Origin of the sequence: Porticoccus sp. (assembly GCA_023261185.1) — a bacterium.
Lineage (GTDB): Bacteria > Pseudomonadota > Gammaproteobacteria > Pseudomonadales > Porticoccaceae > Porticoccus > Porticoccus litoralis.
Genome location: JALRJN010000080.1, coordinates 1 through 25,866, shown reverse-complemented (window position 1 = coordinate 25,866; position 25,866 = coordinate 1). Strand labels below are relative to the sequence as shown.

Below are 25,866 nucleotides of genomic sequence, written 5' to 3'. Positions count from 1 at the left end.
TAACTGTGCGTGATAAAGAATGACACTGACTACGGCTATTGCTCGCAAGCCATCAATTTCTGCTCTGTAAGAAAGTTTTGGGGAATTCACTTGGTTCACTTGGTTAACAAAGCGAACAAGGGTCTAATTTTATAGATATCTAGTAGAATCGGCAAAATGCAAGCAACTCTTCTTAACGATGAGGATGTGGACTATCTCACCAACCTTGCTGTGTCTTCAATATTTGACGCTCTTAGAAAAGCAAGCGGCAATGATATGACTCAGCTGGAGCTATGTGATTACTACTTCGCAAATAATATTAATCGACCTGAGCGGAAAGCCTTCATAAACAGGTTCCCAGAAGTCTACAAAGTAATGGCCGAAGCGAAGTAACTCTATATTTAAAACCGAGATGGTTAACGTAATTCTGACAGGTTTTCTATTTACGGCTGAGCACTTATTAGTGCTACAAAAAACACTAGGTTCACGGACTATATAAAACAAATTACGAAATTTTTACTTCTACATATACTTAATTTTGAATATAAAATCTTAAAGGTTAAAAAATGATAAAACGCCTGGCACTGCCTGTCCTGGTATCAATCGGCCTAGTAGGCTGTGTATCCAACCAGCCTAAACAAGTAATTGCACTGAACAATCCAACCTTAGGGGCTAAGCAAGTAGCTCTTGAAATATGCAGACCAGCGAGTATCACTCGATCAGTAGAAGCCCCGGATTTGTATATTGATGGTCAAAATGTGGCTGAGATAGCGAATGGTACTTCCTTCAAGGTTGAGACTCACGTAGGCGCTGGGGTTAAGCTCTTCTTGGAAAAAAATATGCTGGTTTACCGTTTCAAGGATACAACGATATATTCTGACTCTTTAGAATCTGATCCACTATTTTTGATTGTCAGTGCTGAAGCAAACATCAAGGAGGGGATCAGTGTGCTTCTCGGTGGTGCTATTGCAGAGTCAGCTAGACAGTATGTTGATGAAAAGTCAGTTTCAGATAGCTGGAGTGTTTTAGCTGTATCTGAGGAGGTTTTCAGAACTGAGTGTCCGAACTAGTTTGTAATAAGGCCATTATGGGACAAAACTTTACATTCCACTCCACTGAATTGTACTGCACGAAATGAGATTGCACATTAACAGTGCGGGAGGGGGTAACGTAGTTTTGAGCGAGTGAAACCAAAATCGTTCGTCTGTAATGGTAATGCCTAGCCGATTAGAGGGACCCAAATCCAAACCGGGGTACCCCGCCGGGGTGGGGTCTGTATATCTGCTAAGTACCTAAGTTGATCTATATGATTTAACGAGGTGGAATCTGCTTGATATTGGGCGTTTGAGACTCGTGATGCAAAAAAGTGTATGGATAGGCTTGGCTTGGTGTATTTTGGTGTAGCATTTGGTGTGGCAGGGTTCTTTATTCGTTAATAATCTATTGATATATATAACATTAAACTCCAATGCATCATCGGGGTGTGATTTTCAGGTGTTGCCACTGACGTCATACGGGGGACTTCTGGTTGGGTAAACGCTGGATTCTACGTGAATACCCTTGGTGAAAAAACACTACCAGAAATGATGTTTCTTAACCTTGATGAAGTGTTTTTGGGGTGTGGCTACTTTTTTCAGGGCGAGCGAAGGCTTGATTGCTGAATATGAAGGCAATCCGTTCAGTCGGCTAGAAGCGCTTTGCTGGAAGAAAGGTGCAATGAACTGGACAATCAGGTAGCTGTTAGCCAAAGCAATGAGGATAAAGAGCGTGGCACCAGTATGAACCTTTAGGCTTATACGACAGTGCTTTGCCATCAACCGAAGCCGAATTTTCATGCGGACTCCGTTAGGAAAATCAAGGGAAGTTTCGGACACAAAAAAACCGTAAACGTTGCGGGCTTTAAGTCTGGTGCAGGAGTGCAGCCTGGGAAGAAAGGTATAAATTTGTAGCGGCGTTGTCGGTGTTGCAGGTGAGCGAAGTTTTTTGATGTACCAATGAGTATTGGCGCGAGACGCGAATGTGGCTGACACTGTAGAATTTCATGGCGACTTAATATGCGCCACTAAATTGGTAGGCTTTGTTGCAGAAGTACCAATGCAACAAAGCTTTAGCTAGTTAATAACATGATGTTATGTTCAGGAATCTCCCTTGAAACCCAGAAAGCCCGTTAGACGACAACGCTCCAATCCGGCAGGTCGCAAGATCACTTTTGAAATTGAGTCCATGGATACCATGGGGCAGGGTGTGGCCCATATCGACGGTAAACCCTGTTTTATTGCCAAAACACTCCCCGGTGAAACTGGTACGGCAACCATCTTCCGTGCCAGTAAGGGGGTGCAGTTTGCACGCCTGGAAACATTGGAGCAGCTGGCGGAAAATCGTGTTGAGCCCGCCTGTGAGCACTTTGAGCACTGTCCCGGCTGCCATTTTCTGCACACGGATTATCAGAGCGAACTCACCTATAAAACAGATGCCCTGGCCGGCCACCTGAAACGACTGGATAGAGCATTGCCCAGCGTGGAAGTGCACAGTGCCGAGCAGCGCCTGCATTATCGCAATCGAGTACAACTTCATTACCGCCACAAATATATCGGTATGCTCGACCCGGTGGCAGATACGGTGTTGCCGGTGCCGGGGTGTCAGATTGTGGACGAACAATTGAAACCGGTTATGGATGCGCTCTACCAGCAACCGGAATGGACAGAACAGCATTCAGGCAAGGGACACTGTGAAATCTACCTGACCGGTGATGGCGTTAGCACGGCGTGGGATAGTCCCTATGCCCACGGCGGTTTTACCCAGGTCAATGGAGCCATGAATGAGGTGCTGCGCAATACGGTTTTGGCTCAGTTTGGTGACAGGGACAGCAGCAAGTTGCTGGACCTGTTCTCCGGGGAGGGCAACTTGTCAGAACTGATTGTTGAGCGCCAGCCAGCCATTGACCGAGTAATGGTGGACTTTGCCCCGGAGCGGGTCAAAGAACAGACACTGAGCTTTCTCCATCTCGACTTGTTTTCGGAGACGGCGTTGCGCACTTTCCGCGCCCGGAGCCCACACTCGAAGTTCGACGTATTACTGGTCGATCCGCCCCGCAAGGGCTTTCCGGCTCTGCACGAATGGGTCAAGGCGCTGAAACCGGAAAAACTTATTTATGTGAGCTGTAATGCGGCGACTCTTGTGCGTGATCTGCAGCTGCTGGGAAGCCAGTGCAGTATTGAACACATCAGTTTGATCGATCTGTTTCCCGGGACCTATCACTACGAAACGCTGGTTACGGTGACTTTTCCCTAGCAGGTGGTGCCGGGTTATGACTTGCATCGGGTCGCGGCTCTGAATTACCGTCCCACTATGACGACTACCACTCGTATGTTGGCTCAGCAGCTCGGCGAGCTGCTGTTGAGCAGGAACGCTACTGTTACCTGTGCCGAGTCCTGCACCGGTGGTGGGATTGCCAGCGCCATCACGGATATCGCCGGCAGTTCGAGTTGGTTCAGGCTGGGGCTGGTGACCTACGCCAACGTAGCCAAGCAGAGTGTGTTGGGTGTGTCTCCCGATACGCTGGCCAGAGAGGGAGCCGTCAGTGAGGCCGTGGTGATAGAAATGGCTCGGGGAGCACTGGCAAAAGCCGAAGCCGATATCGCTGTGGCTGTCAGTGGTATCGCTGGTCCGGACGGCGGTTCCGAGGCAAAGCCAGTGGGAACCGTATGGTTCTGCTGGGCGCTAGGGGACGGTGAAGTCAGCACCCGCTGCCTGCACCTTGACGGCAACCGCGACCAGGTTCGGCATGAAGCCGTGGCCACCGCACTGAGCGGCCTGATTGCCATGCTGAAAAAATGAACTACTGTATGACTATACAGTAGTGTAATGTTGCGTTAAGCTAACCGGCATTCAGTGAATATCTTCAAGTTAAAGTACGAAAGAGGCAACGGTCATGGATCCAAACAAGGAAAAAGCACTTCAGGCGGCACTTGGCCAGATTGAGCGCCAGTTCGGCAAGGGAACTGTCATGCGTATGGGTGACCGGGAACACGTAGCCATCCCGGCCATTTCAACCGGTTCGCTGGGCTTGGATGTCGCATTGGGTATTGGCGGCTTGCCAAAGGGGCGCATTGTCGAGATCTATGGTCCCGAATCTTCCGGTAAGACCACGTTGACCCTTCAGGTAATCGCTGAGGCCCAGAAGCTGGGCGGCACCTGTGCCTTTGTGGATGCCGAACACGCACTTGACCCTATCTATGCTGAAAAGCTTGGTGTTAACGTCGATGACCTGATTATGTCCCAACCGGATACCGGTGAGCAGGCACTGGAAGTGACGGACATGCTGGTGCGCTCAGGCGCCATTGACGTGCTGGTGGTCGACTCCGTCGCGGCGTTGACCCCGCGGGCAGAAATCGAGGGCGAAATGGGCGATCACCATGTCGGCCTGCAAGCCCGCTTGATGTCCCAAGCGCTGCGTAAACTGACCAGCAATATCAAACAGGCCAACTGCCTGGTGATCTTTATCAACCAGATTCGTATGAAAATCGGCGTCATGTTCGGCAACCCGGAAACGACTACCGGCGGTAACGCACTGAAATTCTATTCATCCGTGCGGTTGGATATCCGCCGTATTGGCGCTGTGAAGGAAGGTGAAGAAGTGGTGGGTAATGAAACCCGCGTCAAGGTTGTGAAAAACAAAGTATCACCGCCGTTCAAGCAGTGTGAATTCCAGATTCTCTACGGTGCTGGCATCAACCAACTGGGTGAAGTAGTGGACCTGGGGGTGAAATGTGGACTGGTGGACAAATCCGGTGCCTGGTATGCCTATAATGGCAACAAAATTGGTCAGGGTAAGGCCAATGCCTGTGAATACCTGAGGGAAAACCCCGAGGTCGCTGCAGAAATCGAGAAAAAAATACGTGAGCAGTTGATGCCTGCCCCAAAACCCAAGGATAGAGCGGAAAAGATCGACCCGGCAGAAACAGAAGCCGCGGATCTCTGATCACACTGGCGTTCTACCAAAAAACCGCGCAAGCACCTGCGCGGTTTTTTTTGTCTGGTTATAAGACGATTGTCTGGTTTGGCTGTCTGTAATCTTTATGGAGTTTTTCTATCTGAAGGATGTGGTGGTGTTATATCGGCGACAACGATGTGGAGTAGGCAATGAATGAACTGGTGGCCTACAAAAGCCTGGTAGTGGCTGTGATCTTGCTGCTGTTGTTTCTCGCTGAGCGCGTCGTGCCGGCTGTTCCGGCACCTGCTGGTATCGCAAGCGCCACACGTTTAAGCAAGAACCTGGGTTTGTGGGTCTGCAATCTGTTCGCCTCAGTCCTTATCGTGCTGCCTGTGACCTTGTTTGCTACCAGTCACAGCCATTACTGGTGGTCCGCTTGGGTGCCTTCCTGGTCGTGGCTGTTCTTCGATTTGCTATTGCTGGATTTGTGGATTTACTGGTGGCACCGGGCCAGCCACAGGCTTGGATTTCTCTGGCGTTTTCACCGCGTTCACCACCTCGACCAATGGCTCGATGTCACCTCGGCCGTGCGCTTTCACTTTGGTGAGGTGATTCTCTCGGCATTATTCCGAGCGGCTGTAATCTTCTGCTTTGCGTTGCCTGTTTCCTCGGTAATCGTGTTTGAGACACTGGTACTGATCTCTACAGCGTTTCACCACTCCAATGTTCGCCTGCCGAAGCGCTTGGAGCGCATGCTGTCATTTCTGGTAATTACGCCTTCAATCCATTGGGTGCATCATCATGTTGTACCGCAGGACACGGACAGTAATTACGGGACCATTTTCAGTTTTTGGGACCGCCTGTTCGGCAGTCGTTCAAAGACTCCTCGCACCCCTGATATGTCGATCGGTCTTGATCGTCAACAAGACAGAGGGTTCTGGCAGTTATTGACGACACCCTTTCAGGCCGAAAATATGCGGCGGGAGCAGGGTGATCTGCCATAACTTGGCGATGGCAGAAACAAAGCGCCATAATTTAAGGGTGTATAGTGGTCGGCATTGGACCGGCAGGAGCTATAAATGGAACATTATCAGGAATTAATCGGTGTTATTGCTCTGACCATGGGTGTGGGCTGGGCGAGTGGAATTAACCTGTACGCGGCGCTCCTGGTATTGGGTTTGGCCGGTGCGACGGGCAATGTACAGCTGCCCGCCGAGCTGACGGTGCTGCAGGATCCGCTGGTTATTTTTGCTGCCGGGGCCATGTACCTGGTGGAGTTTTTTGCTGACAAAATTCCCGGGGTGGATACCGGTTGGGACACTCTACATACCTTTATCCGCATACCCGCTGGAGCCATGCTGGCAGCCGGGGCTGTGGGAGATGTGACACCAGCACTGGAAATCGCTGCGGGCATTATGGGCGGCACTATGGCGGGGGCAAGCCACCTGACGAAGGCATCGACCAGGGCCTTGATCAATACTTCCCCCGAGCCTTTTACCAACTGGGCGGCGTCGATCAGTGAAGACCTGATGGTGCTGGGCGGTTTGTGGGCCATGTTTAATCATCCCTTGTTATTCCTGTGCCTGATGGTACTGTTTATCGCATTGGTGATTTGGTTGTTGCCCAAACTGATACGTCTGGTAGCACGTATTTTGCGCAAGGTTGGTCAGTGGCTTGGGCTTGTCAAAAACCCGGATGAAGCACAGGCGGCCAATACGATGACTGAACTGCCTCCCCCTTCCAGTCAGACAGAGCCGCCGGTAAAACCGTCCTGACCGCTGGTGACTCATGAGTGACATTGAAGCGAAAGATCCGCTGGCATTGTTACGATTCCGGGCCATGGATTTACTGGCCAGGCGGGAGCATTCTGCCCACGAGCTGGAAACAAAGCTGGCAACAAAATTTCCCGAGTCTGAAGAGCACATCGCTCAGGTGTTAAGCGAGTTGCAGCGGGACAATCTGCAAAGTGACCGCCGGTTTGCCGAAGCATTTATTGCATCGCGCATTCGCAAGGGGCAGGGGCCTTACCGTATCAGTCAGGAGTTACAGCAGCGGGGCGTTACTTCAGGAGACACCAAGGAGGCCCTGGCTTCCTGTGGGCAGGATTGGTTTCAACTGGCTGCCGAGGTGGTGAAACGGAAATATGGGGGCACTCCCTGCAACAGTTTTCAGGAGCAGGCGCGCCGCAGTCGTTTCTTGCAATATCGGGGTTTCAGTGGTGAGCAGATTCGGTCGTGTTTCGATGATGATTAAAAATCTGTGACAGGCAGCGGTCACCCCAGCTGTCGAGGCGGTAATTCTCAATAAAACCACAGTGCCCACCCCTTGGCGTCACAACTACCTGCAGTGATGGTGGCTTATTCAACTTGGTGAGGTCTGACACCGGCACGATGGGGTCATCTTCGCTGGTGATCAGGTAGGCCGGTACCTGCAGGTTGTTCAGGCGATCGCCGTACAGGGCATAGGCAGCAAAATATTCTTCGGCATTCCCATAGGGCGTGAGCTCACGGACAAAAAAATCATTCAGATCGGTCAGCACTTCAAATCGGGGCAGCATGCCGCCGTTGAGGAGTTCAGGGTAGTAATGCAGTTTCGTGCGCAGTGAGTTGCTCCATTTGTCGAGAAAATAATTGCGATACATGGGACCCGCCATGATGCGATCCATGGCATGGGCGGGGTCGACGGGCGGACAGATAGCGGTGACAGCAGACAGACCAAGTATTTCGCCAGCGTCGGCAGCAATACGCAGAGCAAAATTTCCCCCCAACGAATAACCGGCCAGGTAGTGTTCCCGGTGAGGTGATGCCTTCAGAAAAGAGGCAATTGCAGTACTGATCTCCTCTGATAGAGTCGAGTTAAACGCTGTCGGGGTCAGGTGAAAACTCTCGCCGTGATCACGAAGATTAAGACGCAGAATGTTGAAGCCCTGCCGGTAGAGGTGGTTGGCCGCCGATAACAGGTAGGTAGATTGTGCACTGCCTTCCCATCCGTGCAGCAGAATGGCGAGACGCTGGTTACTGCGGTCCGCCTGATCAAAATAGGCCAGCAATTTAAACGGTTGGTTTTCGTAGCGACCTTCCAGTAACAGGGTCTGGCTGCGTGCCGTCATGGCCGAGCTGTTTCGGGTTACTTTCCAGGGCCTGGGTCCCATGCTGTTGAGCATGCTTTGCAGGTGGGCGTTGCCCATGCCCTTGGGCGGGAAAAAGGGCGGCAGGTCAGTATGCATGGTAGTGACTTTATCCGTTGATCTGACTGTCGAGCTATCATAGCATTCAGAAAAATAAATGTGCCTGACGAGGAACGGATTGTTCGACGGGTAATCTAATCAAACAGTTTCTTAGTGCGTCAGAGGTGTGATTTTGCGGTCACGAATGAGCTGGATATTTCTGTTGTTGGCAGTCGTCACTGTCGCCGGGCAGCTGTTTATCCCTCGGGCTTACGCCGCCCCGGCCTACGTAACAGGCAGTTCAGATCCGGACGCAGAGTTGTCTCTCTGGGGAATCGAGAATGGTTGTCTCAACAGCGCCTTGGTGCATCATTTCTATGTGCTCAACGCACATGCGGCCATGATTGAATTGATCGGTGGCAAGCGGGTGCTGATGCGTTTTCGCGGCGACTGCCAGGGCATTGAGCAATACGGCTTTGTGCACACCGCCCAGAATAACCGGGTCTGTCCCAGTACCAATGCCATCCGGGTGTTGCACACGGGTGCCCGCTGTGAAGTAGAATCACTCGAGCCCTACCACGAGAATCGTCAGTAACTGATATCTTGTAACCCAGAGACCCGTCGAGACGCCACCGTCTATGTTCAGAATACCCCTGTTGCTAGTTTTTCTCTCCGTGCTGCCTCCTTGCGCCAACGCCATTGAGCTATCTGGTGATCTTATACAGGGCGGTATGCTGGTGGGGCAGGTCAATCCGGGTCAGCAGGTAGAGTTGATGGGTCGACCGGTTCGAGTGGATGAGGCGGGGCGTTTTGTATTTGGCCTGGGCCGTGATGCCCCTGCTGAAATCCAGGTGGTGGTCAAGGATGGACAGACCACCGAAGCGCATCGTTTTCCAGTGAAGCAACGCACCTATGAGGAGCAACGGGTCAACGGAGTGCCGCAGAAAACGGTGACCCCGCCGAAAGAAGTGCTGGAGCGTATCCGCAAAGAAGCCGCCATGGTTGCCGGGGCGAGAACGGTGGATGATGCCCGACTGGACTTTTTGTCTGGATTCCGCAGGCCGCTGGAAGGCCCCATCACCGGTGTTTACGGTAGTCGTCGTGTCTACAACGGAACCCCGGGCAGGCCACACTATGGGCTGGATATTGCCGCACCCACGGGAACCGATGTGTTTTCACCGGCCCCGGGGATAGTGAAACTGGTGCATCAGGATATGTTTTATTCCGGCGGAACGCTGATCATCGATCACGGCTATGGTATCAGCTCGACGTTTATCCATCTGAGCAAAGTGCTGGTGGAAAATGGACAGCGAATCGAGAGCGGTGACCTGATTGCCAAGGTTGGGGCGACGGGCAGGGCAACTGGGCCTCATCTCGACTGGCGAATTAACTGGTTTGATGTGCGGCTCGATCCCGCCGTGATTATGGAAAGCTTTCCCAACCCGAAAACTCTTCCCTGAAAACTCTTCCCTGGAACCCCAGCACCTGACACTTTCGGGCGTGGTCACAGCGCCCCCTTTCCCTTAAACTTCACCCTGGAGTTAATGTCGCCAGGGTCCGTGATGATTGATAAAAAATTACTGAGTATTTTGGTGTGCCCGGTCAGCAAGGCACCTTTGGAATACGATAAAGAGCATGACGAACTTGTGTGTCGGGCCAGTGGGTTAGCCTACCCTATTCGCGACGGTATACCCGTGATGTTGGAGAGTGAGGCGCGTCAACTGACCGTGGACGAAAAGCTCGGTAACGACCATTAACAGAGATGGCGGCAAGCATGTCAGAAGAAACCCTGTTTACCCGAATTATCAATCGTGAAATACCAGCAGACATCGTTTATGAAGATGAACACTGCATTGCGATACGCGATATTGCACCCAAGGCGCCCACCCATTTGCTGGTTATTCCCCGCAAACCGATTCCCCGTCTGGTAGATGCTTCCCCAGAAGATAAGGCAATACTTGGACATCTCATGCTGACCGTAGGTGATATTGCCCGGCAGGCTGGTGTAGAAGAAGCCTTTCGGGTCGTGGTCAATAACGGTGCCGGGGCGGGACAAACCGTGTTTCACCTGCATCTGCACATACTCGGAAACAAGAAGTTCTCCGAGGGCAGCCTGGGTTTCTGAATAAACCCCCAACCTATCGTTTTGGAATTGACCTGTAGACAGGTCGTGGAAAGTGATTGTTTATGAAAAGTGCCGAGATTCGCGAAGCCTTCCTGAGTTACTTTGCAGACCAGGGGCATACCACTGTTCCCAGCAGCAGCCTGGTGCCGGGCAATGACCCGACCCTGCTGTTTACCAACGCCGGAATGGTGCAGTTCAAGGATGTCTTTCTGGGTGCGGAAAAACGCCCCTATAGCCGGGCTGCCTCCTCGCAACGCTGTGTGCGTGCCGGGGGTAAGCACAACGATCTCGAAAACGTGGGCTATACCGCCCGACATCACACGTTTTTTGAAATGCTCGGCAACTTCAGCTTTGGTGACTACTTCAAACGCGATGCCATTCGCTTTGCCTGGGAATTCCTGACAGAGGTTCTGCAACTGCCGCCGGAACGCCTCTGGGTTACCGTGCATATTTCCGATGACGAGGCTGCGGATATCTGGCTCAAGGAGCTGGGTGTCAGTGCTGAGCGTTTCTCCCGTCTGGATGAAGATAATTTCTGGCAGATGGGTGACACCGGCCCCTGTGGGCCCAGCTCGGAAATTTTCTATGACCACGGTGCCGATGTGCCCGGTGGGCCACCGGGCAGTGAGAATGACGACCTCGATCGTTACATTGAAATCTGGAACCTGGTGTTCATGCAGTTTGAACGCAGCGCTGACGGTACTATGGAGCCCTTGCCCAAGCCTTCCATTGATACCGGTATGGGACTGGAGCGTATCGCAGCAGTAATGCAGGGCGTGCACAGCAACTACGAAATCGACCTGTTCCAGGCGTTATTGAAAGCTGCAGCAACCGTTACTGGCTGTGACGATCTGGAAAACAAATCCCTGCGAGTGATAGCAGACCACATCCGCTCTTGCAGCTTCCTGATCGTCGACGGCGTTTTGCCTTCCAATGAAGGTCGTGGCTATGTGCTGCGACGGATCATCCGTCGTGCCATTCGTCACGGTCATAAGCTGGGGCAGAACCAGGCATTTTTCCATATGCTGGTCGCAGCTCTGGTGGTCGAAATGGGCGACGCCTACCCCGAACTTGCCAAGGCTCAGGCCCAGGTGGAGAAAGTGCTGCTGGCGGAAGAGCAGCAGTTTGCCAAAACACTGGACAATGGTATGGCCGTGCTGAATGACGCACTCGGCCAGTTGCAGTCAGAGGTAATTCCTGGGGATGTGATTTTCACTCTTTATGACACCTACGGTTTTCCGGTGGACCTGACCAATGACATTGCCCGTGAGCGAGGGTTGACGCTGGATATGGCTGGTTATGAAGTGGCCATGGAAGAACAGCGCCAACGTGCACGTTCTGCCGGTTCCTTCAAAGTGGATTACACCCACCAACTTCATCTGGACGGTGAAACGGTATTTACCGGCTACGAGGGTACCGAAGGGCAGGGTACCGTTGTGGCTCTGCTGAAAAACGGTGAACAAGTTGACGCTTTGGCTGCGGGTGATGAAGGGGTCGTTGTTCTCGATCAGACCCCTTTCTACGCCGAGTCCGGTGGTCAGGCAGGAGACAGTGGGTACATGAACGCAGCGGGCATGGAATTTGAAGTGCGCGATTGCCAGAAGCAAGGTGCCCATTACCTGCATATCGGCACCGTGCTCAGCGGTGATGTGAGTGTCGGTCAATCATTGGATGCCCGGGTCGATAGCCGGGTGCGGACTGCCACGGCCCTGAATCACTCTGCCACACACCTGTTGCACGCGGCGCTGCGGGAAATCCTAGGCGATCACGTTAGTCAGAAGGGCTCACTCGTCGACAGCAAAAGACTGCGTTTTGACTTCAGTCATTTCGAGGCGGTCAAGCCGGAAGAATTAAAGGCCATTGAACAGCGCGTCAATGATGAAATCCGTCGCAACACGCCGGTACAAACCGACGTTTGTGATATGGACAGTGCCCGCGAAAAAGGCGCCATGGCGCTGTTTGGTGAAAAATATGGAGACGTGGTTCGGGTGCTGACCATGGGTGAGGGCTTTTCCGTGGAGCTTTGTGGTGGAACCCACGTGTCGCGAACTGGTGATATCGGTCTACTAAAGATTACCAGTGAAGCAGGTATCGCCTCTGGTGTCCGCCGTATAGAAGCGGTCACAGGCGCACAGGCACTGGCCTATCTTGATGGCCTTCAGTCTCAAATCGATGAGGTGGCAGGTTTACTGAAAACCAATGCCGAGAATGTGGCGCAGAAGGCCGCCAGTCTCTGGTCAGAACTGAAAGAGCTGGAAAAGCAGAACGCCCAGTTAAAAGGTAAATTGGCCAGCTCGGCCGGCAGTGACCTCGCTTCACAGGCGGAGGAGGTTGACGGTATCAAAGTACTGGTGGCCAACCTTGAGGGTGCCGATCCAAAATCCTTGCGCGACACGGTGGACCAGCTCAAGAACAAGCTGGGCTCTGCAGTGGTACTGCTGGCTGCTAGCGGTGGTGACAAAGTGGCGCTGGTTTCCGGAGTGACCCAGGATGTGACGGGCCGTATCAAAGCCGGTGAGCTGATGCAGTTTGTTGCTGCACAGGTAGGTGGCAAAGGCGGTGGTCGCCCGGATATGGCACAGGGTGGCGGTACCGACCTGGCGGCGTTGCCTGGCGCATTGGTTGCGGCAACACAATGGGTAAAAGAGCAGCTTGGAGACTAAGGTCTAAGCGGTATTTTCCTTAACTTTGTTTATTAATTAGTGTTTAATTGCCGCCGTTTTTTGGCCCACAACCTTGAAGAAAATCCATGAGCCTGATAGTTCAGAAATATGGTGGTACCTCGGTTGGTACAACCGAGCGCATTGAAGCTGTAGCAGAGAAGGTTCACGCCTTCCGCGAACGGGGTGAAGATGTGGTTGTCGTGGTTTCCGCCATGAGTGGAGAGACCAATCGCCTGATTGCTCTGGCCAAGGATATTCACCCGGACCCCAGTGCCCGTGAAATGGATGTGCTGGTTTCTACGGGTGAGCAGGTGACCATCGCACTGTTGTGTATGGCACTGCAGAAACGTGGCTGTGATGCCCGCTCCTACACTGGTGGCCAGGTACGTATTCTTACAGACAGTGCCCACTCAAAAGCGCGAATCGAAGAAATTGATGCCCACCGCATGCAGGAAGACCTGACTGCTGGTCGCGTGGTCGTGGTTGCCGGTTTCCAAGGCGTTGATGGTGGCGGCAATATCACCACGCTGGGGCGTGGCGGTTCCGACACCACAGCCGTTGCCCTTGCCGCTGCGCTGAAAGCCGATGAGTGCCAGATCTATACCGACGTCGACGGTGTCTACACTACAGACCCCCGGGTGGTAGAAGGTGCTCGCCGGCTCGATAAAATTACCTTTGAGGAAATGCTGGAAATGGCCAGTCAGGGCTCAAAGGTTCTGCAGATACGTTCTGTGGAATTCGCAGGTAAATACAAAGTACCCCTACGGGTGCTGTCCAGCTTTGTGGACGGCCCCGGAACTCTGATCACCCTTGAGGATGATGACGATATGGAAAAACCAGTTGTTTCCGGCATTGCGTTCAACCGTGATGAAGCCAAACTGACAATCCGCGGTATTCCTGATGTACCGGGCATTGCCTCCAAAGTGCTGGGCGCAGTGGGTCGTGCAAACATTGAAGTGGACGTGATTGTGCAGAACGTTGCGGAGGACAATACTGCGTCGCTGACGTTCACTGTTCATCGTAATGAACTGGCCAAGGCAAAAGAAGTTGTTGAATCCATCGCCGTTGAGCTGGGTGCTTCTGCTGTTGATACCAATTCCGGCATTGCCAAGCTGGCACTGGTGGGGGTGGGAATGCGCTCCCATGCGGGTGTGGCGGCAAAAATGTTTGAAGCACTGGCAAAAGAAAACATCAATATCCAGATGATCAGCACCTCAGAGATAAAAATCACCGTAGTGATTGATGAAAAATATCTCGAATTGGCAGTGCGTGCCCTGCATAGTGCCTTTGAGCTGGAAGAAAAAGATAAAGTGGAGTGAAAATCGGCTATTTACGCCATTATGGAATGATTGGTATAGTTTTAGCGCCTATTGTGTTGGCAACGACCTAAAAAGGCGCCCCAGTAACAACAAAAACAAGACTGGGTAAAAAAGGAAAGCCAGTGTAACCACTGGAGAATGGCAGTATATAGGAGCTAACTATGCTAATTCTTACCCGTCGAGTCGGCGAAACTCTGATTATCGGAGATGACGTCAGTGTGACCGTGTTGGGAGTCAAAGGTAACCAGGTTCGCCTGGGCGTCAATGCCCCCAAGGATGTCAGCGTTCACAGAGAAGAAATCTACCAGCGGATACAACAAGAAAAGGGAACTACAGAGTAATCTGAATCCCCTTTGATTTTCCGGATGGTATGTTATCATGCCGCCACTTTTTTGAGGCGGCATGGTTCCTTCCTTTTAGCCTCAAAATAGATTTCACCAGCATAGACTGCCATTGGCAAGTGATGTGGCTGGAGAACGAGTTTTAGGTGAGGTGGCCGAGCGGCTGAAGGCGCTCCCCTGCTAAGGGAGTATAGGCTAATCCCCTATCGAGGGTTCGAATCCCTCCCTCACCGCCATCAATAAAAAAACCCGGCTTTTTAGCCGGGTTTTTTTATTGCCCTGTGATGGTCGGTTTCGGGAAAACCCCCATTCAACAAATTAGCTTCGGGTGTTTTGGACTTTGGAGCCCGCAACGGCGAATCAATCCCGAGCATTTAACAAGTGGGTCGTGCGGGACCGTATTCCCCTTTGCTTCACTTGTCCTACACCCTATGCGTTATGTGTCATGAGCCTGGGAAATAGTTTGACTTTGTCCAGTATGGCCTATACTGTGTTCGCAGCTTGAAAGTAAATCAATTTTGATTATCTCCATTTCGTCGTATTCTCTTTAGTTCTTCGTCCTGTAGTTTCTAAATTTCAATTTATATTTCCCGCTTTTTCGTGTCTCACGAAGGCACTCTTATACTTTTCATATACAGGATATTTATTATGTCTAATACAACTACTGGTACCGTAAAATGGTTCAACGAATCAAAAGGTTTTGGTTTTATCGAGCAAAAGTCTGGTCCAGACGTATTTGCACACTTCAGTGCAATTGCTAGCTCGGGATTTAAAACATTAACTGAAGGTCAACTGGTTGAGTTCAAAGTTACTCAAGGCCAAAAAGGTCTTCAGGCAGAGAATATCGTAGCTATTTGATAGCTCGGTAATTCTTAAAAAAGGCAAGCTGTCATGGCTTGCCTTTTTTTGTGCCTTAAATATAGTAAAACTTCAAATAAACACACATAACAAGGCCAAGGCCGATTGTGCAATGCAGAAAGAGCATTGTTCTGGATAGCATGCACGACGTTTCGACCGCCAGTGATTGAGGCATTATGTGTGCTCCACCCGCAGTGAATAGATAGAAGGATAACCAATGGCAGATCATTTGGGTTCTTGCCTGTGTGGCGCTGTGCGATTTGAGGTAAAAGGCGACTTTGACAGCTTTTATCTGTGTCACTGTCATCTCTGCCAAAAAGATACAGGTTCGGCTCATGCGGCAAATCTATTCTCACATTCAGCTAAATTGACTTGGGTGGCAGGTGCAGAAGCTTTGGCTAGCTATACGCTCCCGGGTACTCGCCACAACAAAAGCTTTTGTAAGTTGTGTGGTTCAGCATTGCCAAGCACACAGGTCGAAGGTTTGCTCGTCATTCCCGCAGGCTGTTTGGACACTGAAATCACTATGTTGCCAACTGCGCACATCTTTTCATCGAGCAAAGCCGCCTGGGATGGGAAGGCAGGGGAAGCCCCCGTGTTCGAGGGCCTGCCAGAATAAGCTATGATCACATAACCAGTGGCTGTTGACGCATCGACGCCGCAATACGAAACGCGGCAAAGACGAGGGTTAAATGCCATGGAAAGTCATGGATAAACTGCATCAAAGAATAGCTTCAAATTCCAATGTCCATATAGGAAGGGATTTGGATTTTGCCGCAACAGAACGCGCGCCTCTGCTAAAAGCGTTATAGGGCATGACATTCGACTAGGGGAATAGCTCCATGGCTGTTATTGATCGGCTCAAATTTATTTCTAGGCGACTTGGGGAGCGGCTATGGCTCAGACCCCTGGTCTTCTGCATGTTGTCGATCGCGGCGGTCTTCATCGCCAAGGCCGCGGATTCCATGAATCTGGAATGGAGCATTCCGAGCGTCAATACCGAGTCAGTTGAGGCTCTTCTGGCGATCATGGCGGCCAGCATGCTTGTGATTGCAACCTTTGCTGTGGGATCCATGATTTCCGCGTATGCCTCGGCAAGTACTTCTGCGACCCCCAGGTCGTTCACACTAATTATCGCGGACGACGTTTCAAAGAACGCGCTTTCAATCTTCATTGGTTCATTTATCTTCAGTATCTTTGCGCTGACTGCTGCCAAGAACGATATTTTTCGGGAGTCAGGCCTCGCTGCACTTTTTGTTCTGACGGTGCTTGTGTTCGGTGTGGTTATTATTACGTTCGTTCGATGGGTGGATACAATTGCTCGTCTTGGGCGGGTTGGCGCATCGGTTGAAAAGGTCGAAGCTGCGACCACGGCAGCCATGAAGCGCCATCGGAAAGCGCCGGCATTTGGTGGTATCCCGACAGAACCACGGCACACGCAGGGGACGGCGGTGTATGCCGCCACAGTGGGCTACCTGCAGCACATCGATATTGAAACTCTACAGGCCTGGGCAGAGACGGCAAACGTGCGGATTGTCGTAGCGGCTCTCCCGGGCACGTTTGCGGAGCCAGGTCGTGCGCTAGCGTACGTGGCTCACGACGCCGCCAGCACGGCTGAACTTGATTTGAAGGCCGTTGCCGACGCATTTGTGATCGGAACAGAGCGGCTTTTCGAAGAGGACCCCCGATTCGGGCTCGTGACTCTCTCGGAAATCGCCGACAGAGCCCTGTCTTCGGGTGTCAATGATCCCGGTACGGCTATAACCATCATAGGAACGCTGGTACGGCTGTTCGTTTTATGGGCTGAGCCCACAGAGGATTTACAGGCGCCGAAGTGCGATCGTGTTGAAGTTCCTTTGCTATCAACGAGGGACATGTTTGACGATGCGTTTACGGCGATGGCACGTGACGGGGCGGGAACAGTTGAGGTGATGCTGCGGCTCCAGAAGGCGTTTAAGGCGCTTTCCTGCTTGGGAGATTCGGCGATGCGTGAGGCTGCGGTGGCACACTCGAGGATGGCGCTTGCCCGCGCAGAGAAGAAGTTAGAACTGCCAGAAGATCTGGCACTCGTTCGTGAAGCTGCGGCTTTCTCCAGCACGAATACTCATATGGATGACGCCATTACCGCCAAATAATGCGCTGCAGCCGAGGCGATAAAGCCGCACAGCTAAGCTCAGACGTTAATGGTGAATGGATACGAATTCTACCAACGACTATTTATTGCTTACTCAAAGCATGAAGGAAGAATATGAAAATAAATAATAAGGAATTTTTACGTAAGCGAATATGTATTTTTTCTGGAAAGGACATTGATCCTGATTCGGATGAACAAGTTGAAAATATACTTCGAGATAAATTCAACATATATCTGCCGCAAAGAAATTCGCTGAACAGCTCTCTAAATTCAACTGCAAGTGATCACGAAATCATCGGCCTGATATTGCAATATCGTACTTTGATTTGATGGAATTTTTTTAAGTTCTGAAAGAGTAATGATTGTATGTTGATCTGGAGTTATCGGTTGGTTATAAATCAATAGTTAACAAGTCAAAGCCCTCTAACACAGTAAAGCTGTCGCCACGCAGGTATTTGAGGGCTGGCAGACAGGGAAAGTCATGACACATTACCAGCCTTATCTAACCTGTATCGCCTTGGTAGCAATTAGCGTTTCATATCTTTTGGGTTTTACTCCAGCAGTTGTTGGCGTGGTTTTTGTTGGGATGAGCCTTGTTGCTTATTACCACTACCGCAGAGATAAGGCAGCAGCAGTGCGGGGAGAGTGGCGAGTCCCAGAGAGCAGATTACACTTTGTGAGTTTGTGTTGCGGATGGCCCGGCGCCCTGATCGCACAGTACAGATTCAGGCATAAAACTAAAAAGGTGAGTTTCAGGGTGCTCTTCTGGATGACTGTTGTGGCAAATGTTATCGGCTTCTCCTGGCTGCATCTTCCTAAGGGTAACCTGATGCTTAAAAACGGAGCTTTTGAAATTGAAAACTTTACCTTGTCACATTCGAAGTCAGAAGCTTTAACCTCTACCGTATTCTTCTTAACAAACTTTCGGGAGCGTTAGTTGTATGTTTGATAACAAGCACCTCCTATGTGCTCCTTTCTGTCAGCGGAAGCTACCCAGTTCGTGTCATTGTGGTGGGCTCTAACTGGTCAGTATTGGCAGAATATCGGCAAACCAGGCGCAGTTTAATCCCAGGGCCTCATCGAGTTGAGTGTCCCGTGTGACGTCCAGCCTTGCGGAGTGAATACCCATCAATTTCCAGGGAAGCGCTGTTCCCTGTTCCGGTGAACGCATGACAACGGCAGCCCCGCTGGCCCCACGGTGGGTGCGGGCATCGGTAAGAAAGTAGCCTTGACCCTGAAAACGCAGGGCAAAGGAAGAAGCATTGATGGCATGACGTGCCACGGGCAGGTGATGCAAGGTGTCGTGGAAGCCAAGGGGGAATCCGACCACAAGCATGGGGGTGCCAATCTCAACGGTCTCAAGTGCTTCGTGCAAGTGTTCGGGGGTGAAGGTTGCGTAGAACGCTTCCGCCGGAAGGGCCTCTCGATCAATTTCTATCACGGCGACGTCAATTTCGCCCGCCGCATCAACGCCCTGTCGCCATAATGAGCTTTTGTCTCGATAGAGGGGGATGGAGAATTTGACCGAGCGTGTTGCATTCTCCTGATCGGTATGAAGTTCAATGACGATGCGGTCAGGAAAGTGTGAGCTGGCTTTGTCGATAAAAACGTGGCGGCTGGTAACAAGAAACAGGTGACCATTGTTCTCAAAGAAAAAGCCGCTGGCGTTGGTTAGGGCCCGGCTGCCTGAGAACGTGGTAATAGCAGTGGTGGTTAATAAAAGGGTTTCAATGGCCATGGTCCAGTGTAACCCAGTCACTGGGGCGCGTATCAAAATACTGCGCCCACAGGACTGTTGGGTTGATACTTATCTCAGATCAGGACGGCTCCACGTTGTGGTAGACCTGCTGCACATCGTCCAATTCGTTGAGCATTCCCAGAAACTTCTCAAATAGCGCCACGTCGTCACCGCTCAGGGTGGTGTAGCTCTGGGGAATGAACTGGATTTCATCCACTTCAAACTCAATCTCGCCGAGGCTATCGAGCAGCGCCTGTTTGGCCTTGAAGTAGTCAGTGTGGGGCGTGAACACGGTGATCTTGCCGTCTTCGTTCTCTACGTCGGTGACATCCACATCCGCTTCCAGCAGGGCTTCCAGTACTGTGTCTTCATCGTCGTGCGGAAAGACAAAGATGGCAGCGTGGTCGAACATGTGAGCCACAGTGCCCTGGGTGCCGATCTTGCACTTGGTTTTAGTGAAGGCCTGGCGCACGTCGCCAAAGGTGCGGTTGGGGTTGTCGGTCAGGCAGTCGATGATGGCCATGCTGCCGCCGGGTCCATAACCCTCATAGCGCGCGGGTGAAAAATCTTCTCCGGCGCCGCCCTTGGCCTTATCGATGGCCTTGTCGATCACATGCCCCGGCACCTGATCGCGCTTGGCTCGGTCGATGAGGCTGCGCAATGCCAGATTGCCCGCAGGGTCGATACCGCCCGATTTGGCACAGACATAAATCTCACGGCCATAGCGACTGTACACCTTGGCCTTCATGTCAGATGTTTTGGCCATTGAGTCTTTGCGGTTCTGATACGCTCTGCCCATGGGGTTATGCTCCGTCAACGAGAAAAAGAAAGGTGGCGATTTTACTGGTAACCGGGATGTATGGGAATAATGCTGAAAGCCCAGAGATGCTGGCTTCGTTTGAGCCACAACGATCAGGTTATAAGTTGGTCATGCCGACACGTTTTGGTGTTGGCTTAAAGGCCGGCTCAAGGGGAAGGATTTACTCTTCAAAAACCGGACTGCTTAAGCCTCGTGTGTGCTTGGGGAGATCATCGCTCACGCTGACAATACGCTGCTCGTAGAAGATATGGGCGGTGGACGCCAATTCCTCAGGCAGTTGGTTGTCATAACTTTTGGCCATCAGCAGTTGGGGCACCACGCGCCAATCCACGCAGTTACTATTGAACAGCACCTCGCCGCAGCTGCTGCAGAAATATTTCCGCATGCGAAGTGTCGGGTGCTGGTAGACAGTGATGCTCTCTTCTCCCTTAGTGATGGAAACACTTTCCTCCGTCCAGGCGGTGACCGGAGCAAATGGGGTGTTCATCAATTCGCGGCAGTCGATGCAATGACAATAGGCTTTGACCTTGGGCTCCCCGGAGAGCGTCAGTTCAACGGTGTTGCAGGCGCAGTGGAGTGTGTATGTGCTCATGGTCGATCCTTTTGCTGTTGGGCGCAGTCTTAATTCATTATGGCATATCGCTATTTCAGTGAAACTTGAAATTGTTCGTCCATAAATTCGATGGTGTCGCCGGAAACAATCTTCTTCCTTTTGCGTGTTTCCACCGCCCCATTCACCAGCACCTGACCGTTTTCGATCACCGCTTTAGCTTCGCCGCCGCTGGCGACAATGCCTTCAAACTTCAGAATTTTGTAGAGCTCAACAGGCTCCCTGGTTATTTCTACCACTCTCATAGGCTGGGGAACCTTTGGTCAGGTCTATCGTTGTAGGGGTTAATCATGGGGTTACTTGCGCTTCCATGGTGAGGGGCGTTTGGCCGGGGCTGGTTTCTGCCCCACGGGCACCGTACGCCCCATGCTTGCCAATTGGCGGGAAAGTCTGAAGGCGTAGGATTCTACAACCCGCCAGTCCCAATCGGCTGCTGGGCCCAGATCGGGATAGCGATCCTGGCGCGACAAGGCACGAGCCTCGGAATTGACGGAAATCCGGCATTGCATCGTATTGGGTGGCGTGAAATACAGGTGCAGGTTGATGATGCCCCAACCTGCCAGTGAATAGCGGAATGACTTTCCCTCGCGGGGTGGATCAAGAATGATCTTGCGCTCCACACTGTGGCCCTTCATCGAGGGATACCAGAAACCGAAAGCGTAGTTGTGAATGCCGGCTTTAGCGCATTCTGCGGCCTTTGCCATAATGTCCGCCGGGCTGTCAAAGTGCTGCAACGGCTCACCAAGTTCAGATTCCGATGAGTTGACAAGCGGGGTCTCCTGCTGGAACGCACTGTCGAGCAGGGTACTCAGGTTGGCGGTGGAAATAATAGTGGCAAGCGTCACTGCGTGTCCTCTTGTGGCAAGGGTTAAGTATATCAACACACAGACATTGAAGTGCCGACACGGGGCAGGGTAATAATCAGGTTAATCGATGGGATTTCCAATTGGAGAATCTGGAAACTGACTTGTGTTGTTTGATTAATGATTGGCGATAAATACAGCGGCCAGAATCAGGGCCAGCAGGGCAAGGCCGGTAACAAATAAAAATTTGTTGAAAACGGTGTAGGCGTGCTGGTCGGATGCTGATTCCAGTTGCTGTAATTCCTCTTCAGGCAGGCCTGAAGTTATTTCGTGGTTTTCGTCAGCAAGGTAAGCGCAGGCATCCTCATATTGGGCGTCAAGCACGGCCCACAATCCCACCTTAAAGGCCCCGGTCACATACCCGGAAACAACGAACGAGTTCTTAAAGGAAATATGCGTCAGAATGCCTTGCTGACGCAGCCGCATCGCCGCGTCTTCCGCTTGCATTAAATCGTGGTATTGGGTGATGAGTTTCAATTGATACGTTTAACGTTAAAAACAGGGGCGCGCTTTATCGCGACCTGGCCCGAAGGGCCTTTGCTGGTTTGTCTCGTTAGGCATTTTCCTTGGCTCTTTGCCCAACAACAGAGTTGAACCCGTAAACCAAGACACTGCCAACCAGAATAAAATTCACAACTTCATTGAGTCCAAAAGAATAACTAGCTGCTTCTGGATTACTAGCAATACTCATTACGGGAATCATTACACTAGAGATTAGAATAAAAATGCTCAAAGTGCTTTCTACAACACCATAGATAAGTGAATTCAAACTCCCCGTAAAGATAAATCCACCTAGAACAAAGCTAATCAGGTAATACGCATAGTACGCTGAAAGATACTCCTCTGGCAGCATTACGCGAATTCGAGAGGCGATAATTAGCTCTATCAATAAAAATATCGGTAGTGAAAGATAATACATTTTGAAAAATCTTTGCGGGTTCATCTTGATGCATAACGCCTGAGTTCAGCGGTGTTTGACCCGCCGGCCGTTTTTGCGGTAGCAAAAATGGGCGGCGGGTCAAACGTCCGCTGCAACGATTTGTTAGATGCCGATTGCACTCAACCTCTCCGCGGGTTTAGCCGAGCCCCATTCTCATCCATTGTTTCCGCCAAGCGGAACACTCGGACAACTTCATCATAAACCTGCCCAAAATCGAATTTCTCCCCAAGGATGACGAATTGCTGCGATTCTGGATCTACTAGCTTGAAGATGTGGCCCAACTGATCTTCGGTGAGTTCAGCGGCTCCAACCACTGGATTAGGGAAAAATATGCCCACGGCGTCCCGCAACAGATAACGATCAAGGCGTTCGTCGAAGTGCTCAAGCGCATCTCGGAGTTTTCGATTCCAGATCGGTGAGTTTTGCCCTATTTCAAAGGCTTCTCTCAGCTTTTTAGCCCGGACTTCAGCGAGACGCCGCATCGGTGCGCCTCCCTTGCCTCCTAGCCCAGAAGGATTGAAAAACCGTGACAAAGCTGCGGTGTGACCGAGGGCCTCTTGGACAAGGCTAACCACTTCGCCGTCCGGCAAGCTCTCGTTTAAAGATGACCGAAAGCGGTTAAACGCCTGAATAGCTCGGCTCGCGGCATAAGCGACGGAATGAATATAGAACGCCTCAAAAGGAGGATGGATTCCGCCACTGTCGGCACAAATTAGTTCGACACGCTCCGCTATGAGTTCTGGGGTTAGGTCATCCACTTATTTTTCCTAGGCATCTAACGCCTCAAACACGGGCCGGAGCTAGCAGTGCGGAGGTCCAACCAGCTTTGCTGGCGAGAGTGCTTTGACTTGTTAAGCACTAGGCATGGCACTGGCATAGACCTTTTGTTGGCTATTTATGTAGCGGAGTATAACTAAGCATATTACCTGCGTCTCAATCTCTGCCGGTGTACCAGACCAAGAATACAAGCACCTCCCAATATCTTGTTTCTCATTCTGGATATCAATGTGATGAATATATTTTCCTTGCTCCCTTATGAAGGACCTAGCATCAAAGCTAATGTTGCTCCTTTTCGCTTTTTTGCTTGAATATTCTTCTACTAAGACACCGTTTTTATAAAGAGCCGTTTTGCGCCAGAAAAATAGGCCTGAAGACTTCATTTCATACTGGCTATCTGATTTGTCAGAAAACTCGAAGCTATACGTGCTGAATGTCAGTACAACTTTCCCTGACGCATAAATCATCTTGTCCTTGAGGACGATAAAACCGGAGTCAGTTTGTAGGAAGTTGTATTCACTCATGGAGGCTTAACAGTCTGTTAATGAGGCCTTCGGCCTCATAATGATTATTATCGGGGCGCCCTGATAATAAGTTATCAGGGCAGTAGAGGGTGGCAGAAACTTTCTGATTTGTATGGAAAAGGCGTTGGTCGCGAGGGTGATGAAACTAATTATCAGGGCAACTTTCTGTTTGATTAGCAAAAACAGCTGGTAAGCCAGAGAATAAAGCTGTTCGCAGGGGTAATCCCTTGACGTTTTCATGACCATTCCATCGGCTTTGTTGAGATTTGTCAGACGTTAAGCCGATTCGTTTTTGGAATCAACCGGTTGTTTAGCATCTGTCCCAATTCAGAAATGCTTCTTCAGAAATAAAAGGGCCGACATGTAAATGCCGGCCCAAGGTCTTCTCAGCGCCTGTGCAAACAGGCTATGGCATGGATCACGCGCGTTTGGCGTTAAGCTCCTGGCTGGAAAGGTATTCCTCGTAGGTGCCCTGGAAGTCGATCAGTTTGTGATCCTTGATTTCGATAATGCGGGTGGCCAGGGACGATACAAACTCCCGGTCGTGGCTGACAAAAATCAGGGTGCCGGGGTAGTGTTCCAGCGCCAGGTTGAGCGCTTCAATGGCTTCCATGTCCAGGTGGTTGGTGGGTTCGTCCATGATCAGCACATTGCAGTCCATCATCATCAGTTTGCCGAACAGCAGGCGATTTTTCTCGCCGCCAGAACAAACCTTGACCTTTTTCTTGTAGGTGTCGGCGGAGAACAGCATGCGGCCCAGGGTAGCTCGCACGATCTGGTCGTCGTGGTTGGGTTTGCGCCACTGGCTCATCCAATCGAAAAGATTCAGGTCACAATCAAAGTCCCTGGTGCTGTCCTGTGGGCAATAACCCAGGGTGGCGTTCTCGGCCCATTTGATGGTGCCGCTGTCGGGGGTGAGTTCGCCCACCAGGCAGCGCAGTAGGGTGGATTTGCCAGCGCCATTTTCGCCGATCACCGCCAGCCGCGCGCCAGCTTCCAGCAGCAGCTTGCCGCCGCTGAATAGCGCTTCGTCGTAACCGTGGCCGAGATCCTTGAAGGTCAGAGCCTGGCGATGGAGCTTTTTCTCCTGGTTAAAGCGGATAAAGGGGCTGACCCGGCTGGAGGGCTTGATGTCTTCCAGTTTGATTTTCTCGATCTGCTTGGCGCGTGAGGTAGCCTGTTTGGCCTTGGAGGCGTTGGCAGAAAAGCGGCTGACAAACTGTTGCAGTTCGGCGATCTGGGTTTTCTTCTTTTCGTTTTCAGAAAATTGCAGTTCGCGGGCCTGGGTGGAGGCGGTCATAAAGTCGTCGTAGTTGCCGGGGTAGACGCGCAGCTCGCCGTAGTCGATGTCGGCAATGTGGGTGCACACCGCGTTCAGGAAGTGGCGGTCGTGGGAAATAATCACCATGGTGCTTTTGTGCTGGTTGAGAATGCCTTCCAGCCAGCGGATGGTATTGATGTCCAGGTTGTTGGTGGGTTCGTCTAGCAGCAGGATATCCGGATCGGAGAATAGCGCCTGAGCCAGCAGAACCCGTAGTTTCCAGCCCGGTGCGACGTCGCTCATGGGGCCGAAGTGCAGGGATTCTTCAATACCGGCGCCGATAAGGATTTCCCCTGCGCGACTTTCGGCGCTGTAGCCGTCCAATTCGGCAAAGCGTACTTCCAGATCGGCCACCTTCATGCCGTCTTCTTCAGACATTTCCGGCAGGGCATAGATGCGCTCGCGCTCCTGTTTGACCTCCCACAGTTCGCTGTGGCCCATGATCACGGTGTCCACCACGCTGTATTCTTCAAAGGCGAACTGGTCCTGGTGCAGTTTGCCGATGCGCTCGTTGGGGGTGATGGAGATGTTGCCCGCTGTGGGCGTAAGGCTGCCATCGAGAATTTTCATAAAGGTGGATTTGCCGCAGCCATTTGCACCGATCAATCCATAGCGATTGCCGTTACCGAATTTAGCTGAAATGTTTTCGAATAATGGCTCTGCGCCAAACTGCATGGTGAGATTAGCGGTGGATATCAATGGAGACTTCCTTGGGTAACACGCGAGAAGTGGAGTGACGAAACGCGAAAAATATA

31 protein-coding genes and 1 tRNA gene are annotated in these 25,866 nt (G+C 51.5%); 20 read left to right on the top strand and 12 right to left on the bottom strand.

What is annotated here, in order from left to right; genetic code table 11:
• The first annotated feature begins 156 nt into the window (after nt 1-156).
• Entirely contained in the window at nt 157-372 is a 216-nt protein-coding gene (locus ACYZYZ_RS07800; RefSeq protein ID WP_461483852.1) for a hypothetical protein, read from the top strand.
• 173 nt (nt 373-545) lie between these two features.
• Entirely contained in the window at nt 546-1,049 is a 504-nt protein-coding gene (locus tag ACYZYZ_RS07795) for a hypothetical protein (RefSeq protein ID WP_461483851.1), read from the top strand.
• A 504-nt stretch (nt 1,050-1,553) separates the two neighbouring features.
• Here the strand turns inward: ACYZYZ_RS07795 and ACYZYZ_RS07790 are convergent.
• Complete coding sequence (locus ACYZYZ_RS07790) at nt 1,554-1,814, bottom strand: hypothetical protein (protein ID WP_461483850.1); 261 nt, start codon at nt 1,812-1,814, stop codon at nt 1,554-1,556.
• 313 nt (nt 1,815-2,127) lie between these two features.
• Here ACYZYZ_RS07790 and ACYZYZ_RS07785 point away from each other — a divergent pair, with 313 nt between their 5' ends.
• From ACYZYZ_RS07785 to ACYZYZ_RS07760, 6 genes are all read left to right on the top strand, one after another.
• Nucleotides 2,128-3,270 carry a class I SAM-dependent RNA methyltransferase gene (locus ACYZYZ_RS07785; RefSeq protein ID WP_461483849.1) on the top strand — a complete coding sequence of 381 codons (1,143 nt, stop codon included), beginning with the start codon at nt 2,128-2,130 and terminating at the stop codon, nt 3,268-3,270.
• A gap of 57 nt (nt 3,271-3,327) precedes the next feature.
• Nucleotides 3,328-3,816 carry a nicotinamide-nucleotide amidase gene (gene pncC, locus ACYZYZ_RS07780; protein WP_461483848.1) on the top strand — a complete coding sequence of 163 codons (489 nt, stop codon included), beginning with the start codon at nt 3,328-3,330 and terminating at the stop codon, nt 3,814-3,816.
• Nucleotides 3,817-3,910: 94 nt separating this feature from the next.
• The gene (gene recA, locus ACYZYZ_RS07775) at nt 3,911-4,960 is read left to right on the top strand and encodes a recombinase RecA (protein ID WP_305169447.1); all 1,050 of its coding nucleotides are present in this window, start codon (nt 3,911-3,913) and stop codon (nt 4,958-4,960) included.
• A 161-nt stretch (nt 4,961-5,121) separates the two neighbouring features.
• Complete coding sequence (locus ACYZYZ_RS07770; RefSeq protein WP_461483847.1) at nt 5,122-5,916, top strand: sterol desaturase family protein; 795 nt, start codon at nt 5,122-5,124, stop codon at nt 5,914-5,916.
• A 75-nt stretch (nt 5,917-5,991) separates the two neighbouring features.
• The gene (locus ACYZYZ_RS07765) at nt 5,992-6,687 is read left to right on the top strand and encodes a DUF4126 domain-containing protein (RefSeq protein ID WP_461483846.1); all 696 of its coding nucleotides are present in this window, start codon (nt 5,992-5,994) and stop codon (nt 6,685-6,687) included.
• A 13-nt stretch (nt 6,688-6,700) separates the two neighbouring features.
• Entirely contained in the window at nt 6,701-7,165 is a 465-nt protein-coding gene (locus tag ACYZYZ_RS07760) for a regulatory protein RecX (protein WP_461483845.1), read from the top strand.
• Here the strand turns inward: ACYZYZ_RS07760 and ACYZYZ_RS07755 are convergent.
• Nucleotides 7,125-8,138, bottom strand: a complete 1,014-nt coding sequence (locus ACYZYZ_RS07755) for a YheT family hydrolase (protein ID WP_461483844.1) — start codon at nt 8,136-8,138, stop codon at nt 7,125-7,127. The genes ACYZYZ_RS07760 and ACYZYZ_RS07755 overlap by 41 nt on opposite strands.
• Nucleotides 8,139-8,283: 145 nt before the next feature.
• Here ACYZYZ_RS07755 and ACYZYZ_RS07750 point away from each other — a divergent pair, with 145 nt between their 5' ends.
• From ACYZYZ_RS07750 to ACYZYZ_RS07695, 12 genes are all read left to right on the top strand, one after another.
• Entirely contained in the window at nt 8,284-8,673 is a 390-nt protein-coding gene (locus ACYZYZ_RS07750; protein WP_461483843.1) for a hypothetical protein, read from the top strand.
• 43 nt (nt 8,674-8,716) lie between these two features.
• Complete coding sequence (locus tag ACYZYZ_RS07745) at nt 8,717-9,538, top strand: M23 family metallopeptidase (RefSeq protein WP_461483842.1); 822 nt, start codon at nt 8,717-8,719, stop codon at nt 9,536-9,538.
• Between the two features lie 102 nt (nt 9,539-9,640).
• Complete coding sequence (locus ACYZYZ_RS07740) at nt 9,641-9,835, top strand: Trm112 family protein (protein WP_461483841.1); 195 nt, start codon at nt 9,641-9,643, stop codon at nt 9,833-9,835.
• A gap of 17 nt (nt 9,836-9,852) precedes the next feature.
• The gene (locus tag ACYZYZ_RS07735; protein ID WP_461483840.1) at nt 9,853-10,203 is read left to right on the top strand and encodes a histidine triad nucleotide-binding protein; all 351 of its coding nucleotides are present in this window, start codon (nt 9,853-9,855) and stop codon (nt 10,201-10,203) included.
• A 62-nt stretch (nt 10,204-10,265) separates the two neighbouring features.
• Nucleotides 10,266-12,866 carry an alanine--tRNA ligase gene (gene alaS, locus ACYZYZ_RS07730; RefSeq protein WP_461483839.1) on the top strand — a complete coding sequence of 867 codons (2,601 nt, stop codon included), beginning with the start codon at nt 10,266-10,268 and terminating at the stop codon, nt 12,864-12,866.
• Nucleotides 12,867-12,952: 86 nt separating this feature from the next.
• Nucleotides 12,953-14,185 carry an aspartate kinase gene (locus ACYZYZ_RS07725; RefSeq protein WP_305169437.1) on the top strand — a complete coding sequence of 411 codons (1,233 nt, stop codon included), beginning with the start codon at nt 12,953-12,955 and terminating at the stop codon, nt 14,183-14,185.
• A 161-nt stretch (nt 14,186-14,346) separates the two neighbouring features.
• Nucleotides 14,347-14,526, top strand: coding sequence for a carbon storage regulator CsrA (gene csrA / locus ACYZYZ_RS07720; RefSeq protein ID WP_461483838.1), 180 nt, complete (start codon nt 14,347-14,349; stop codon nt 14,524-14,526).
• Between the two features lie 145 nt (nt 14,527-14,671).
• Nucleotides 14,672-14,762, top strand: a tRNA-Ser gene (locus tag ACYZYZ_RS07715).
• Nucleotides 14,763-15,174: 412 nt separating this feature from the next.
• Nucleotides 15,175-15,384 carry a cold-shock protein gene (locus ACYZYZ_RS07710; protein ID WP_305169435.1) on the top strand — a complete coding sequence of 70 codons (210 nt, stop codon included), beginning with the start codon at nt 15,175-15,177 and terminating at the stop codon, nt 15,382-15,384.
• Between the two features lie 217 nt (nt 15,385-15,601).
• Entirely contained in the window at nt 15,602-16,003 is a 402-nt protein-coding gene (locus ACYZYZ_RS07705; RefSeq protein ID WP_461483837.1) for a GFA family protein, read from the top strand.
• Between the two features lie 223 nt (nt 16,004-16,226).
• Nucleotides 16,227-17,519: a DUF2254 domain-containing protein gene (locus tag ACYZYZ_RS07700; protein ID WP_461483836.1), complete on the top strand. Its 1,293-nt coding sequence runs from the start codon at nt 16,227-16,229 to the stop codon at nt 17,517-17,519.
• A 480-nt stretch (nt 17,520-17,999) separates the two neighbouring features.
• Nucleotides 18,000-18,455: a DUF1294 domain-containing protein gene (locus tag ACYZYZ_RS07695; RefSeq protein WP_461483835.1), complete on the top strand. Its 456-nt coding sequence runs from the start codon at nt 18,000-18,002 to the stop codon at nt 18,453-18,455.
• Between the two features lie 81 nt (nt 18,456-18,536).
• Here the strand turns inward: ACYZYZ_RS07695 and ACYZYZ_RS07690 are convergent, their stop codons facing one another.
• The 10 genes from ACYZYZ_RS07690 to ACYZYZ_RS07645 all read right to left on the bottom strand — a co-directional run bounded on the left by ACYZYZ_RS07690 (nt 18,537) and on the right by ACYZYZ_RS07645 (nt 25,810).
• Entirely contained in the window at nt 18,537-19,256 is a 720-nt protein-coding gene (locus ACYZYZ_RS07690; protein WP_461483834.1) for a trypsin-like peptidase domain-containing protein, read from the bottom strand.
• Between the two features lie 79 nt (nt 19,257-19,335).
• Nucleotides 19,336-20,055, bottom strand: coding sequence for a YebC/PmpR family DNA-binding transcriptional regulator (locus ACYZYZ_RS07685; RefSeq protein WP_461483833.1), 720 nt, complete (start codon nt 20,053-20,055; stop codon nt 19,336-19,338).
• A 181-nt stretch (nt 20,056-20,236) separates the two neighbouring features.
• Nucleotides 20,237-20,668, bottom strand: a complete 432-nt coding sequence (locus ACYZYZ_RS07680; protein ID WP_461483832.1) for a GFA family protein — start codon at nt 20,666-20,668, stop codon at nt 20,237-20,239.
• Nucleotides 20,669-20,718: 50 nt separating this feature from the next.
• Complete coding sequence (locus tag ACYZYZ_RS07675; protein WP_461483831.1) at nt 20,719-20,931, bottom strand: RNA-binding S4 domain-containing protein; 213 nt, start codon at nt 20,929-20,931, stop codon at nt 20,719-20,721.
• Between the two features lie 51 nt (nt 20,932-20,982).
• Entirely contained in the window at nt 20,983-21,531 is a 549-nt protein-coding gene (locus ACYZYZ_RS07670; protein WP_461483830.1) for a hypothetical protein, read from the bottom strand.
• 135 nt (nt 21,532-21,666) lie between these two features.
• Nucleotides 21,667-21,996 (bottom strand): hypothetical protein, encoded by a 330-nt coding sequence (locus ACYZYZ_RS07665; protein WP_461483829.1) that lies wholly within the window; start codon nt 21,994-21,996, stop codon nt 21,667-21,669.
• 106 nt (nt 21,997-22,102) lie between these two features.
• On the bottom strand, nt 22,103-22,492 hold the full coding sequence (locus ACYZYZ_RS07660; protein WP_461483828.1) for a hypothetical protein: 390 nt from the start codon (nt 22,490-22,492) through the stop codon (nt 22,103-22,105).
• 116 nt (nt 22,493-22,608) lie between these two features.
• Nucleotides 22,609-23,247: a hypothetical protein gene (locus ACYZYZ_RS07655; protein ID WP_461483827.1), complete on the bottom strand. Its 639-nt coding sequence runs from the start codon at nt 23,245-23,247 to the stop codon at nt 22,609-22,611.
• A 93-nt stretch (nt 23,248-23,340) separates the two neighbouring features.
• Nucleotides 23,341-23,790, bottom strand: a complete 450-nt coding sequence (locus ACYZYZ_RS07650; RefSeq protein ID WP_461483826.1) for a hypothetical protein — start codon at nt 23,788-23,790, stop codon at nt 23,341-23,343.
• Between the two features lie 418 nt (nt 23,791-24,208).
• Nucleotides 24,209-25,810, bottom strand: coding sequence for an ABC-F family ATPase (locus ACYZYZ_RS07645; RefSeq protein WP_461483825.1), 1,602 nt, complete (start codon nt 25,808-25,810; stop codon nt 24,209-24,211).
• Between the last annotated feature and the right edge of the window lie 56 nt (nt 25,811-25,866).